We start from the raw sequence: 12,593 nt of genomic DNA on the forward strand, positions 1-12,593 counted from the left end.
CACTCAGCAGGTGAGGCCGCCGTCGATGACGACGGACGCTCCGGTGACATAGGCGGACTCGGCGCCGAGCAGGAACCGCACGACCGGCGCGACATCCGCCGGTGTTCCGATCCGGCCCAGCGGTACCCGCTCCACGAAGGCGGTCAGCTGGTCCGGCGGCATCGAGCGCGTCATCGCGGTGTCGACGAAGCCTGGGACGACCGCGTTGACCCGGACGCCGTAGCTGCCGAGCTCCTTGGCCAGCACCCGGACCATGGCTAGCAGACCTGCTTTGGACGCGGCGTAGTTCACCTGCCCGGCCGGGGCGTTCACACCGCTGGTGGAGGCAACCGCGACGATCGCTCCGGCGCGCCGCACAGCCATCAGGCGGGCTGCCGCACGGCAGACCAGGAAGGACCCAGTGAGGTTCGTTTCCAGGACGGACCGCCACTTCTGCTCGCCCATCATCAGCGCGTAGCCGTCGTTCGCTATGCCGGCATTGCTGACCAAGCCGTCCAGCGTGCCGTGATCGGCGCGGATGCGGCCGAACATCCGGTCGACCTCGGCGGGCTCGGCGACATCGGCCTGGACCAGCTCCGCGTCCGGCTGCCGCTCGCGGACCTGATCGAGTGCCTGCTTGGCCTGCTCGAGGTCGCGCCGATAGTTCAGCAGCACCCTGCTGCCGGCGGCGGCAAGATCCAAGGCGATGCCGAGACCTATCCCCTTGGTGGCGCCGGTCACCAGAACCACGCTTCCGGACAGGCTCATGACTGGCTCACCGCGAGCGGACCCAGTGCTTCGCAACCGGCCAAATGCCTGGCGGTCCGGATCATGTTGCGCCCCAACCCGGTCAGCACCCGACCGGGGCCGACCTCGACAAAGGTTCGCGTATCAGTCCGGGCGAGCGACGCGACGGTATCGGTCCAGCGGACAGGCCGGGTGATCTGCCCGCCGAGCAGCTTCCGGTACTTCTCGATGTCCTGGACCACACCACCGGTCATGCTGGAAACGAACGGTATCCGCGGCGCCCGCAGGTCAGCCTCCGCGAGCAGCGGCGCAAGATCACGCTCGGCCGCGGACATCAGCGGCGAGTGATAGGCACCACCGACCGGCAGCCGCTTCACCCGCAGGGCCCCGGCCGCCTGGGCGGCGTCGACCACTCCGCAGACCTCATCAGTTGTCCCCGAGACAACCACCTGCCGGGGTGCGTTCAGATTCGCCATGACCACAACACCCCCGTCGGCCGAGAACTGCCTGCACAGTTCGGTCACCTGGTCCTCCGACAGCCCCGCGATGGCGGCCATCGCACCCGGTTGACGCCGCGCGGCATCGGCCATCGCCCGGCCTCGCCGGGCCACGATCGCCAGCGCGTCTTCCCAGCTGAGGCAGCCGGCGGCGACGAGTGCGGTGTACTCCCCGAGGCTGTGCCCGGCGACCGCTACCGGCCGACAGCCGGCTGCGGCGAGCTCGGCCGCCAGCACGCTGGACCAGACGAAGATCGTGAGCTGTGCGGCCTCGGGATCGGCCAGTGTCCTCTCGTCCGCCCGGGTCATCAGCTCGCCGACGGCAACTCCGGTCAGCCGCTCCGCCCGGACGATCAGATCGCGCGCCTCGACGCCGCAGCGGGTCAGCTCGCGGCCCATCCCGGGACGCTGGCTGCCCTGGCCGGGAAAGACGAATGTCGTGTCGGGCGCGATCATCGAGCCGCCTCCGTCTCGGTCGCGACCGCCCAGCACAGGTCGAGATCGGGCCCGAGTGCATCGCCGGAGGGCAGGACGCCCCCGGTCAGGACGACCCGGTGCTCGTCGGCCCAGCGGGCCAGCTCTCCCCGCACGTCGATGGGCCGGACACCATCGGTACCGGCCTGGGCGACAACGATGTCGCGGTAGCGGGCCCCGGCCGGCAGACCGCCGACCACCTTGACCACGCACTCCTTGATCCCGAACAGCCGGGCCAGGCGGGCCAAGTCCGCCGTACCAGGTAGCTGCTCGCACTCCGTCGAAGGGACCACGGCTGCCGCGGCCCATTCGGTGTCGTCGAAAATTCGCCGCAGCCACGCCGGACCGGTACGCCGTGCTGCCAGCGCGAACCGCTGCTGGTCCAGCAGGTCGACACCGGCACCCCGCAACCGGCCTGCGGGGACCCGGCAGGCATCGATGGCAGACATCATGAATTGCTCCCAACACGCGCTGAATCGAGGGGCGTATCGGCTCGGGTATTTATCTTCCAAGCCCTTGTTAGCGCGGGACAGAATGGATGTTAGGAATCGCGTCGACGCACTGTCAAGGAATCACCGTATGGCTGCTTCCTGCTAGCTCGAAAATGCAGTCAGGAGATAGCAGGGATCAGCCATGGCCCGCACTGATTGCTTGACACCAAGACAACCCGGACACCAGTCTGGGCGCAGCCCGTACGGCCTGGCTCGAAAATGTTGAGAGTCGCATCATCCGAGAAATATGAAGATTGTTTCATCTTTCTAAATCGAGCGGAAGGAAACGGCCTATGCCGCGCTGGGTCGAGACTGCGCCCCGGATCGTGCGCGGGGCATTCGTCGAGACGAGTGTCCGGGTGCGCTGGTCCGAGTGCGATCTGCAGCGCCACGCCTACTACGGCAACTACATGACCTGGTGCGACCTGGGCCGCGAGGCATTCGCCCTGGCCGCCGGCGTCGACTACCAGGACTACCTGGTCACCACGACCGAATTCCATATCCGATTCCACGCACCGGCCCACTACCTCGACGACCTGCTGATCCGGACCTGGACCGCGCCGCTCACCGTCCGGCTCGACTGTAATTACGAGATCTATCGCAAAAACGGTGGGCAACTGATCGCCGAGGCGAAGTCACAACACGCGCTGGTCGACCTGGAGAAAGGTCTCCTCCTGCGTGGCCCCGCATCCTGGCACGAGAAATTCGAAGCATTTCTCGAAAATCGGAAGGCTCACTTATGAATCAGCTACCGACCGATCGCCTGGCCGCGCAATTGCGCGGTGAACTCGTCGTACCGGGTGCTCCCGGCTACGACCACGCTCGCCGGGTCTACAACGGCATGATCGATCGTCGTCCCGCGATGATCGCACGCTGCCGGGGCGTCGCCGATGTGGTGCACTCTGTGCGCTTCGCGGTAGAACACTCGCTTCCGGTCGCGATCCGCGGCGGCGGCCATAGCGTCGCAGGCCACGGGACCTGCGACGACGGCCTGCTGGTCGACCTGTCCGGCATGCGCGACGTCCGAGTCGATCCGGCGGCGCTGACCGTGCGAGTCTCGGGCGGCGCCACCCTGGCTGACCTGGATGCCAACACCCAGCTGTTCGGCCTGGCGACACCCAGCGGCCAGGTTTCGATGACCGGTATCGCAGGGCTTGCACTGACCGGTGGCATGGGGATGCTGCAGCGTCGCTACGGCCTGACCTGCGACAACCTCCTGTCCGCCGACGTAGTCACCGCCGACGGAGCGGTCGTCACCGCCAGCGCTGACAGCCACCCTGAGTTGTTCTGGGCGTTGCGCGGCGGCGGCGGCAACTTCGGGGTGGTGACCTCGTTCGAGTTCCGCTGCCATCCGGTCGGCCCGACCATCCTCGCGGGCATGGTCGCCTGGCCGGTGGAGCAGGCGCCCGAGGTGCTGGCCTTCCTGCGGGACTTCATCGTGAACTCTCCTGAGGACCTGAGCGCGGATGCGGTCATCCAGTTCGCCCCGCCGCTCGACGTCATCCCAGACGAACACCGCGGCCGCCGGCTGATCGGGATCTTCCTGCGGTACTTCGGCTCCGACCTCGATCCCGAAGTGGTTCGGCCGGTCCAGGAGTTCGGCTCTCCCGTGCTCGACTTCATCTACCCGATGCCGTACGTCGCGGTGCAGCAACTGCTCGACCCGTTGAACCCGAACGGCAACCTGCATTACTGGACCGGGGAGTACCTTCCCGAGCTGGGTACCAAACAGATCGAAACCCTGGCCTCGTACGGCGCCACGCTCCCCACCGACCACTCGATCATCCAGGTGATCCCGTTCGACTCCGCCGTGACCAGGGTCGAGCCGGACGCGACCGCGTTCAGCCACCGGCAGGACAGCTGGCTGATCCACGTCATGGGCCAGTGGACAGACCCCGCAGACACCGACCGCTGCCGGACCTGGGTCAAGCAGGCGGGTGCGGACCTGCGCGCGATCGGATCAGGAGACAGCTACCTCAACCTGGTCACCGAGGACGAGGACGTGGACCGGGTGAGTGCATTCTGGAACGAGGAACGGCTGGAGCGGCTCGCGAAGGTGAAAGCGCAGTACGACCCACACAACACGTTCCGCTTCAACCACAACATCAAGCCGCGGAAGTAGCCGGAGTGTCGCTCGCGGCTACGACATCGCACCCGTATCAGTTCTCGGGCACACCTGGTCGACGGGTTGAGACGGTGAGGTCGATGAGGTGGATCGCGCCGTCGGTGACGAAGAGGCCCAGACGGCCTTGGGGGTGGTCATACAGGCGGAAGCTCAGTGCGATGCATTGGTCGACCACGACTTGTCCGGTGGTCGCCTCCACGAGAACCTGTACGGTGTGGCGGCCGGGTGGGAGTCGGCAGGGCCGTTCGAGTTCCACGGCATGCGGGACGTCGCCTTCGACCTGCCACTGGGCCGGACCGGTTTGCCCGCGCGGCCAGCGGTCGAAGACGATCCGGCCGCGTTGGGGCTCGATCCGGATGATGCCGGCTTCCTCACCGTCGGCGTTGGAGTGCAGCAGAAGTCCGAACGCGTGCGTACCGGCGGCCACATCGACCGTGAGGCTGATCACGCATCGTTCGGGCAGCGGGTCGCCGATCCAGGCGGCGTACCGATCGGCCGCTCCTTGGCCGGGCTCGGCCGCCGCACCGTCGATCGGCGCCAACGAGACGGGGCGCGGGTCGGAGTGGGCCGCGAGAATCTCCGCCGGGAACGCGAACGCGAGACTACCGTCCTCCTCCTGGTGCGCCTCCAGGATCGCGAGTTCGCCGGCCCACTGCCAGGAACCCGCATCGGATTCCCCTTGTTTTGTGGGGATCCAGCCGATGAAGAATCGCCGGCCTTGATGGTCGACCGACTTGGCCGCGTAGAACGCGCGCCCGTCGATGGTGTCGCGGCTGGGCGCGAGCCACGGGCCTTCCGCTTGGCGGGCGATCCGGTAGCGCGTCTGGAATGCGTCGCTGAACTCGGAGTACACCAGGTACCACCAGTCGCCCCACTGGAACACGTCGGGACATTCCTGGGTGATGAACCGGTGTGGCTGCCACAGGGGTTCCGCGATCGTCCACTGCTCCAGGTCGGGCGAGGTCAGTCGGGCCACGACTCCGCTCCGCCGATCCGGCTTACCGGAGTGACGGGCCGCCAGCACCATCTGCCACGGCTGATCGGGGCTTGTCCGGAATACGAAGGGGTCTCGCCAGTCCTGAGGCAGGTAACCCGACGGCGCACCGAAGGTGTGGTCGGGATGTTTGGTCCACCGCGTCGGATCCCCGTCGCTGGTCGCGTGACACACCACCTGGAACGCCCCGCTCGGGGTCCCCCGGCGCGGGTTGTGACCCGTGTAGAACAGATGCAGCCGATCGCCGTCGGCGATCACACTCCCCGTGTAACAGTCGAAGTCCTCGGCGTCCCGGTCTCCGCCGGGCAGTACGACGCCGTGGTCGGTGTAGTGGACGAAGTCGGTGGTTGACACCAGTGCCCACGGCATCCCGCTGGGGCCGGCTGCCGGGTCGTCCGGACGCTCGTCCAGCAAGTAGAACAGCCAGATGCGACCGGCGTGGCTGAAGGGGATGACGTCACCGACATAGCCGCGCTCTGGACGCCAGTGGACAGCGTTGTCGATCATGAACGGCGCCTTGCCGACGAATCCGCGCGCGGCCGGCGGCGACGCCGTGGCGGGTCGCCGACCGATTCCCGCTCGATCAGGTCGCAATCGACGACAACCCGCTCGGGCGCACCGTCGGGATCGGCCAGCACCAGTTCCCCGGCCCGGCGGCCCAGCATCAGGTGGGGCAACGCGGCCGTGGTCAACCGCGGACGGACCTGGTCCGCGACATCGGGCTGATCGTCGAAGCCGACGATGCTGACGTCGCGCGGGCACTCCAACCCCAGGTCGTGCAGCGCCAGCAGTGCCCCGATCGCCATCCGGTCGTTCCCGCAGACGAGCGCGGTCGGGCCGCTCTCGATCACCACCTCGGACGCCAGCTCGTAGCCCGACCCGATCGAGTAGTCGCCGTACCGATGCACCAGGTCAGCTGGACGCAGACCCGCCTCCCGGGCGGCGTCGGCGAAACCGCGCCGACGTTCCTTGCAGGCGTAGTTACTCCGCGGGCCGCCCAGGAAGGCCACCTCGCGATGTCCTCGCGCGAAGACCGACGCCGCGGCCGCACGACCGCCGCCGTACTCGTCGGCCAGCAGCACGGTGTCGGCCTTGCCCTCCTCGGGCCAGCAGTTGACGAAGATCGTCCGGATTCCGTCCAGTCGCGGGCTCCGGTGCAGCGGTTTGGGGTCGGGAGACGCGTACAGGATTGCCGCGACCCCCTGCCCCACCAGACTCGCGACCGCATTGTCACCCTGCTCCGGGTCGCCGGTCGTATCGACGACCATGCATACGTACCCGGCGGGCTGAACGGTCTGCTGGATACCGAGCACGATCAGACCGGCGTACGGCTGGGAGACGATCCCGCTGGTCACGACGCCGATCGTGAACGACCGGTTCGACCGCAGCAGCTGGGCGGCCCGGTTGGGCACGAAGTCGAGCTCGGCCGCGGCCTCGAGCACCCGGCGCCTGGTCTCCTCGGCGACCGCGACGTCGCGGCGGTCGTTCAGGACGAACGAGACGGTGGGCTGGGACACGCCCGCACGGCGGGCCACATCGGTCATCGTGATGCGCCTCGGCCGGCCGGCCGGATGGTTCGCCATGGTCCCCCTTGACGGTGCTCGACGTTGCAGCGGTCAAGAACATTCAGTATCACAGATCGGGCCAATACGTATTGCGCCCCAGCGTACGCCGCTGCTAATCTCCCCGCTCAATACGTATTGGGTGGCGAGCCGGGCCACTCAGCGGTCAAGGAGGCAGACCCATGACAGGCATCCATTCACCGGGTAACTCGATCGCTCGCCGTACCCTGCTGAAGGCCGGGGCCGGCGGACTCGGGCTGGCAGCGCTGGCCGATCTGGCCGCCTGCGGCAACAGCAGCGGCGGCGGCTCGTCGTCGAAGACGCTCAAGATGCTGTACTTCGGTGAGCAGGCGAGCGCGACCGAACTCCAGAACAGGTTGCAGCCGCAGATCACCAAGCTGGACTCCAGCATCAAGTTCGAGATCTCGGCCATCAACGGCACCGACTGGAACGACTTCCTCGCCAAGGTGCTCACCCAGGTCGCCGCCGGCACCCCGCCCGACATCATCAGCGTCGCCACCGAGGGCCTGCAGCTGATGGCGTCGAAGGAACTGGCCATTCCGCTCGACGACTACGTCACCAAGGACCTGGACGCGCTGAAGGACTACTTCACCGACATCCACCCGGCGCTGATCGAGTCGATGATGTACCAGGGCCATCTCTGGGAGCTGCCGGACAGCTTCAACGCCGGGAACATGTTCTACAGCACCAGCCTGTTCCAGCGCGCCGGGGTCGCGCCGCCGAGCGACGACTGGACGCTCGAGGATTTCGAGTCGGCCGCGACCAAGATCGCCAAGTTCAAGGGCATCAACGCCTACGGCTGGGTCGTGCGGCTGTGGGGCAGCTGGACGTCGTTCATGTACGCCAACAACGCCAACCTCCTCGAGGAGGGCAAGTACGACGGCGGCGACTGGCTGTGGAGCAAGGCGTACGCCGGCAACCCGGCCGCCGCGGGTCGTCAGGGCGGCTGGAAGTGGGGTGCGCCCACCGCCAATTCCGAGGGCACCGTCGAGGCGCTCAACTACATGATCGAGCTGACCAAGAAGGGACTGTCACCGTCGCCCGACGTCGGTGGCGGCGGCACGCTGCAGGGCCTGTTCGCCTCGAACCGGATCGGCATGTCGATCGGTGGCGGCTTCTGGGCCGGCGGCCTGACCAACGCCGGGATGAAGAACGGCAGCTTCGACGTCACGATGTTCCCGAAGTGGAAGAGCCAGCGGCACCTGTTCGGTGCGGGCGGGTACGCCATCTTCAAGTCCTCGAAGAAGAAGGATCTCGCCTGGGAGGTCCTGAAGCTGCTGGTGAAGCCGGAGTCGTTCGATCTGGTCTTCCCCGGGAACGTGACGACGCCCGGCCGCAAGTCCCTGGTGACGGCCGAGCGGTACGCGAAGACCGGTCCGAAGCACTGGTCGGTGTTCTACGACACGCTGACCAAGCACCCTGACACGGCCCCGATCCCGGCACCGCCGTACTACAACGCCCTCGCGACGGCGCTCAACCAGCGGACCACCCAGGCAATCTCCTCCGGCAACGCCAAGGCGGCCCTGGACGGGCTGCAGGCCGACCTGGAGAAGGCCGCGGGGGCCAGTTGATGTCCGCCGTCACCGCTGAAGTGCGGGCCACCGCGACGAAGCGGCGGGGGCATCCCTCCTCCCACCGGGAGGCCCCCTTCGGCTTCGCGATGATCGGGCTGTCCGTCCTGTTCGTCGCGGTGTTCACCGCCATCCCGATCGTCGCCTCGCTCGGGCTGTCGTTCTTCTCCTGGGACGTCATCTCGGACCCGCAGTTCGTCGGGCTGAAGAACTACCAACGGCTGTTCAACGACGGCCCGGTCCTCAAGTCCTTCGGCGTGACGCTCGGAATGTCGCTCGCCATCGTCGTACTCCAACTGACCATCGGCCTCGGCCTGGCGGTCCTGGCCAACCAGCGCAAGCTGGTGTGGGTGCGGACCCTGTTCCGGACCGCGTTCTACCTGCCCCTGCTGGCGTCGACAGCCGCCGTGTCGATCTTCATGGGCTACCTGTTCGACTACCAGTTCGGCGTCGTCAACTACTACCTCGGGCTGCTCGGGATCTCGAACGTGCCCTGGCTGACCAGCGGGTTCGGCGCGGCCACCACCATCGTGCTGATCACCGTGTGGCAACAGGCCGGGTTCACGTTCGTGCTCTTCGTCGCCGCCTTGATGTCGGTGCCCACGGACGTCCTGGAGGCCGCGCAGATCGACGGCGCCGGGGCCCTACGCACCCTGTTCCGGATCAAGGTCCCGCTCATCAGTCCGACCATCCTGTTCGCGGCGGTGGTCGCCCTGATCAACGCGATGCAACTGTTCGACCAGCCGTACATCATGACCAAGGGCGGGCCGGGATCGGCGACCACGACGGTGACGATCTCGATGTACCAGAAGGGCTTCCAGGACCTGCAGTTCGGGTACGGCTCGGCGATCGCCATCGCCCTGCTGGCGGCGATCCTGGCCATCACCGGGTTGCAGTTCCTCGCGGCACGGAAGCTGGTGTTCTACCAATGAGCACGATCCAGACGACAGCAACAATCGCCCGTATCGGCCGGATCACAGGAATCGCGGTGTTGATCGTCGCGGCAATGGTTGCCCTCGGCCCCTTGCTGTGGACGGTCACCACGTCGCTGCGCACCCCGGCCGAGGCGTTCAGCAACCCACCGGAGTGGATACCGTTGCACCCGGACTTCTCCAACTACAGCGCGGTGTTCGACCGAATCCCGATCGGCCGGTTCTTCGTCAACAGCGTGATCGTGACCGGGCTGATCGTCGTTGGCCAGACCATCACCTGCACGCTGTCCGGCTACGCGTTCGCGATGGTCAGCTTCCCCGGCCGCTCCGTGATCTTCGGCATCTTCCTCGCGACAATGATGGTGCCGCTGCAGACGATCATCATCCCGGTGTTCGTGATCATCCGGTACCTCGGGCTGTCGGACAGCCCGATGTCCCTGGTGGTGTCGGCGCTCGGCAGCGCCTTCGGCACGTTCCTGATGCGCCAGTACTTCATGCAGATGCCCAAGGAACTCGGCGAGGCGGCCCGGATCGACGGGGCCGGCCACTTCCAGACGTTCCTGCTGATCTACGCCAAGATGGCCGGCCCGGCGATCGCCACCCTCGCGATCCTGAACTTCTCCGGCTTCTGGGCGGAGTTCTACCGGCCGCTGATCTTCCTGCAGACCCAGGACAACTTCACGCTGCCGCTCGGTCTGGTCGGTCTCCAAGGGAATCTGGGCACCGGATCGATCTCGGTGGTGCTGGCAGGCGTGGTGCTCGCCATCCTCCCGAGCGTAGTGCTGTTCATCGTCGCGCAGAGGTATTTCATCTCAGGTATCACGGCAGGAGCATCACGGTGACCCAGACCCATTCCGCGCCCCGGTCAGCCGAGACGGTGGCACACCACCGCCCGGCATTCCATCTCCGGCCGCCCCGCGGATACATCAACGACCCGAACGGGCCGATCGAAGTGGGCCGCGACGTACACCTGTACTTCCAGTTCCGCCCGACGCTCGACCTAGATGTACCGGTCGAATGGGGCCACGCGACCTCGTCCGACTACGTCCGATGGACACTGCACCGGCCCGCGATGGCCCCGCTGCCCGGCGGGCCGGACCGCGACGGCTGCTGGTCCGGCAACACTGTGCGCGATGGCGACCGGATCCGCGCCTTCTATTCAGGACGGATTGACGGCCGCCCTTACCAATCAGTGCTCACCGCTGTCTCCGACGACGGTGGTAACAGCTTCGGTCCACCCCGCCAGTCGATCCCCGACCCCCTGCCGTCCGAACAGGCGATCATGTTCCGCGACCCGTTCGTGTGGCGTGAGCACCAGGCATGGTGGATGGCCGTCGGCGCTGGCTACACCGACCGAGGCGCGAGCATCGCGCTGTACCGCTCGACCGACCTGCAGGATTGGACGGCCGAAGGGGCACTCGCAGAACTGCCGCGAAGTCACGCGGCCGGCGAAGATACCGGAGCCGCCTGGGAATGCCCACAGGTACTCACGCTGGACGGTCGCCGGATTGCCGTCGTCTCGTCGTGGTCACCTGAAGGTGGCCCCAACCAGGTGCTGTCGTTCGACGTGGACACCCCGGCGAACCCACATCGTGTCGACCATGGCACCAACTTCTACGCGGCATCGGCACTGCGTGACAGCAGGTTCGGCCCTCTGCTCTTCGGCTGGCTGACCGAAGGGCGCGACAGCCCCGGCTGGACCGACGGCTGGGCCGGCGTCATCTCACTTCCCCGGGTCGTCTGGCTCGGCGCGGACTCCTCACTGCGCAGTGCACCGGTTCCCACCGTCGACAGTCTCCGCACCGGATCGGGGTCGGCCGCCGACGGAGCCAGGACAACTCCGCACTGCGAGATCGAAGTACCGAGAGGGTCCGGGCGAGTCGTCGTACACTTCGACGACCAGGAACGCCTCGAGATCGAGCTCGACGAGGCAGCCAACACCCTCGCGATCAACCGCGGCCAGGCTGGCCTCGATCCACATGCCCATGATGGATGGATGCAGGCAACCGACGCGTTCGACCGGACCTCTGAGCGCCCGGCAGCCCGAGTCTTTCTCGACGGCTCCGTAGTCGAGGTCTTCACCAGCGCCGGCCGCGTACTCAGCACCCGGCACTACCCGACAACCCCGCCCCCTTGGCGAATCGAAGCCCCGCCCAACGCGCGGCACTGGACACTTGCACGCTGAGCCCCTGATGCCGGGGCCAGTCACCGGGAACGAAAATCGCTGGCTGTGAGGCTGCTCGCGGTCTAGCGTGGCCCGCTGTGCCCACAAACGAACAGATCATCGGACAGGCCCTGGACAGAATCGACGCAGGGTACGTCTTTCCCGAGATGACAATAGAGATCGGCGCCGCGATCCGGCGCCGTCTCGCCGCCGGGCAGTACGACGAACTAGCCGGGCCGGTGCTCTGCCAGCTGGTGACCAAGCACCTTCAGGAGGTGTGCCCGGACAAGCACCTGCGGATGCTCTGGGTGGACGAACCGCAGTCTCTGGATCCGGCGGACGCGGATGATGGGCGGAACGCGTTCCTCGCGCTGCTCAGGGCGGAGAACCAGGGAATCCGCCGAGTTGAGCACTTGGACGGGAACGTCGGGCTCATCGACATCCGGCGCATCGCGTACGCCGACGAGGGTGCCAGCGCGATCGGCGCGGCCATGCAACTGGTCGCCCACAGCTCTGCGCTCATTCTGGACCTGCGCGCCTGTCGGGGCGGGGCACCAGAGGGGGCCGCGATGTGGTGCAGCTACTTCTTCCCCGACGACCAGGTTCACCTCAACGACATTTACGAGCGGTCCACCGGTGCCACCCGCCAGTTCTGGACCACCGCACACCTTCCTGCCCCGCGCTATGCGGACCGCCCGGTCTATGTGCTCACCAGTCCGATCACGTTCTCTGGGGGCGAGGACGTGGCGTACACCCTTCAGGCACACGGCCGGGCCGTCCTGGTGGGTGAGACCACACGTGGCGGCGCGCATCCGACGGCACGCCACGCGGTCACCGAACACATCCTCGTGACCGTGCCGACCGCCCGGACCATCAACACCGTTACCGGCACCAACTGGGAAGGCGTCGGAGTGATCCCCGATCTATCCGTCCCGGCCGACCAAGCACTCGACGCGGCACTCAAGGCCGCACTCGGACGCCTCGGCGCATAGCTCCGGCGGTGCTGCTGGCGCTCACCTGAGCGCGCGACCCGAAG

12 protein-coding genes are annotated in these 12,593 nt (G+C 67.1%); 7 read left to right on the plus strand and 5 right to left on the minus strand.

Annotated features, from left to right (window positions below):
* Positions 1 to 3: 3 nt before the first annotated feature.
* The 3 genes from AB0F43_RS06375 to AB0F43_RS06385 are packed head-to-tail and all read right to left on the minus strand — an operon-like array spanning position 4 to position 2,149.
* A complete protein-coding gene (locus tag AB0F43_RS06375) occupies positions 4 to 747 on the minus strand; it encodes an SDR family NAD(P)-dependent oxidoreductase (protein ID WP_360471414.1) in 744 nt (247 codons plus the stop codon).
* Positions 744 to 1,679 (minus strand): ACP S-malonyltransferase, encoded by a 936-nt coding sequence (locus AB0F43_RS06380; protein WP_360471417.1) that lies wholly within the window; start codon positions 1,677 to 1,679, stop codon positions 744 to 746. Before AB0F43_RS06380 ends, AB0F43_RS06375 begins: the two co-directional genes overlap by 4 nt.
* On the minus strand, positions 1,676 to 2,149 hold the full coding sequence (locus AB0F43_RS06385) for a hypothetical protein (protein WP_360471420.1): 474 nt from the start codon (positions 2,147 to 2,149) through the stop codon (positions 1,676 to 1,678). Before AB0F43_RS06385 ends, AB0F43_RS06380 begins: the two co-directional genes overlap by 4 nt.
* A gap of 332 nt (positions 2,150 to 2,481) precedes the next feature.
* On the opposite strand from AB0F43_RS06385, the gene AB0F43_RS06390 reads away from it, so the two are divergent.
* Together AB0F43_RS06390 and AB0F43_RS06395 are read left to right on the plus strand one after the other, a co-directional pair.
* Positions 2,482 to 2,931 carry a thioesterase family protein gene (locus AB0F43_RS06390; RefSeq protein ID WP_360471422.1) on the plus strand — a complete coding sequence of 150 codons (450 nt, stop codon included), beginning with the start codon at positions 2,482 to 2,484 and terminating at the stop codon, positions 2,929 to 2,931.
* Positions 2,928 to 4,310, plus strand: a complete 1,383-nt coding sequence (locus AB0F43_RS06395; protein ID WP_360471425.1) for an FAD-binding oxidoreductase — start codon at positions 2,928 to 2,930, stop codon at positions 4,308 to 4,310. Before AB0F43_RS06390 ends, AB0F43_RS06395 begins: the two co-directional genes overlap by 4 nt.
* Positions 4,311 to 4,347: 37 nt before the next feature.
* Here AB0F43_RS06395 and AB0F43_RS06400 read toward each other — a convergent pair whose 3' ends face one another.
* Both AB0F43_RS06400 and AB0F43_RS06405 read right to left on the minus strand, forming a co-directional pair.
* Complete coding sequence (locus tag AB0F43_RS06400) at positions 4,348 to 5,814, minus strand: glycoside hydrolase family 32 protein (RefSeq protein ID WP_360471428.1); 1,467 nt, start codon at positions 5,812 to 5,814, stop codon at positions 4,348 to 4,350.
* Positions 5,811 to 6,890, minus strand: a complete 1,080-nt coding sequence (locus tag AB0F43_RS06405; protein ID WP_360471431.1) for a LacI family DNA-binding transcriptional regulator — start codon at positions 6,888 to 6,890, stop codon at positions 5,811 to 5,813. Before AB0F43_RS06405 ends, AB0F43_RS06400 begins: the two co-directional genes overlap by 4 nt.
* Before the next feature lie 161 nt (positions 6,891 to 7,051).
* On the opposite strand from AB0F43_RS06405, the gene AB0F43_RS06410 reads away from it, so the two are divergent.
* The 5 genes from AB0F43_RS06410 (at position 7,052) to AB0F43_RS06430 (ending at position 12,549) form a co-directional block, all read left to right on the plus strand.
* Complete coding sequence (locus tag AB0F43_RS06410) at positions 7,052 to 8,461, plus strand: sugar ABC transporter substrate-binding protein (RefSeq protein WP_360471434.1); 1,410 nt, start codon at positions 7,052 to 7,054, stop codon at positions 8,459 to 8,461.
* Positions 8,461 to 9,393 carry a sugar ABC transporter permease gene (locus tag AB0F43_RS06415; protein WP_360471436.1) on the plus strand — a complete coding sequence of 311 codons (933 nt, stop codon included), beginning with the start codon at positions 8,461 to 8,463 and terminating at the stop codon, positions 9,391 to 9,393. The genes AB0F43_RS06410 and AB0F43_RS06415 overlap by 1 nt, the downstream gene beginning before the upstream one ends.
* Entirely contained in the window at positions 9,390 to 10,235 is an 846-nt protein-coding gene (locus AB0F43_RS06420) for a carbohydrate ABC transporter permease (RefSeq protein WP_360471439.1), read from the plus strand. Before AB0F43_RS06415 ends, AB0F43_RS06420 begins: the two co-directional genes overlap by 4 nt.
* A complete protein-coding gene (locus AB0F43_RS06425) occupies positions 10,232 to 11,578 on the plus strand; it encodes a glycoside hydrolase family 32 protein (RefSeq protein WP_360471442.1) in 1,347 nt (448 codons plus the stop codon). The genes AB0F43_RS06420 and AB0F43_RS06425 overlap by 4 nt, the downstream gene beginning before the upstream one ends.
* Positions 11,579 to 11,655: 77 nt before the next feature.
* Positions 11,656 to 12,549, plus strand: coding sequence for a S41 family peptidase (locus tag AB0F43_RS06430; protein ID WP_360471445.1), 894 nt, complete (start codon positions 11,656 to 11,658; stop codon positions 12,547 to 12,549).
* Positions 12,550 to 12,593 lie beyond the last annotated feature (44 nt).

The sequence above is a fragment of the Kribbella sp. NPDC023972 genome (assembly GCF_040639075.1).
Taxonomy (GTDB): domain Bacteria; phylum Actinomycetota; class Actinomycetes; order Propionibacteriales; family Kribbellaceae; genus Kribbella.

What these genes read in the sequence shown, in the direction of transcription:
- AB0F43_RS06375 (WP_360471414.1), bottom strand. Translation starts at nt 747, where the DNA reads ATGAGCCTGTCCGGAAGCGTGGTTCTGGTGACCGGCGCCACCAAGGGG.
- AB0F43_RS06380 (WP_360471417.1), bottom strand. Translation starts at nt 1,679, where the DNA reads ATGATCGCGCCCGACACGACATTCGTCTTTCCCGGCCAGGGCAGCCAG.
- AB0F43_RS06385 (WP_360471420.1), bottom strand. Translation starts at nt 2,149, where the DNA reads ATGATGTCTGCCATCGATGCCTGCCGGGTCCCCGCAGGCCGGTTGCGG.
- AB0F43_RS06390 (WP_360471422.1), top strand. Translation starts at nt 2,482, where the DNA reads ATGCCGCGCTGGGTCGAGACTGCGCCCCGGATCGTGCGCGGGGCATTC.
- AB0F43_RS06395 (WP_360471425.1), top strand. Translation starts at nt 2,928, where the DNA reads ATGAATCAGCTACCGACCGATCGCCTGGCCGCGCAATTGCGCGGTGAA.
- AB0F43_RS06400 (WP_360471428.1), bottom strand. Translation starts at nt 5,814, where the DNA reads ATGATCGACAACGCTGTCCACTGGCGTCCAGAGCGCGGCTATGTCGGT.
- AB0F43_RS06405 (WP_360471431.1), bottom strand. Translation starts at nt 6,890, where the DNA reads ATGGCGAACCATCCGGCCGGCCGGCCGAGGCGCATCACGATGACCGAT.
- AB0F43_RS06410 (WP_360471434.1), top strand. Translation starts at nt 7,052, where the DNA reads ATGACAGGCATCCATTCACCGGGTAACTCGATCGCTCGCCGTACCCTG.
- AB0F43_RS06415 (WP_360471436.1), top strand. Translation starts at nt 8,461, where the DNA reads ATGTCCGCCGTCACCGCTGAAGTGCGGGCCACCGCGACGAAGCGGCGG.
- AB0F43_RS06420 (WP_360471439.1), top strand. Translation starts at nt 9,390, where the DNA reads ATGAGCACGATCCAGACGACAGCAACAATCGCCCGTATCGGCCGGATC.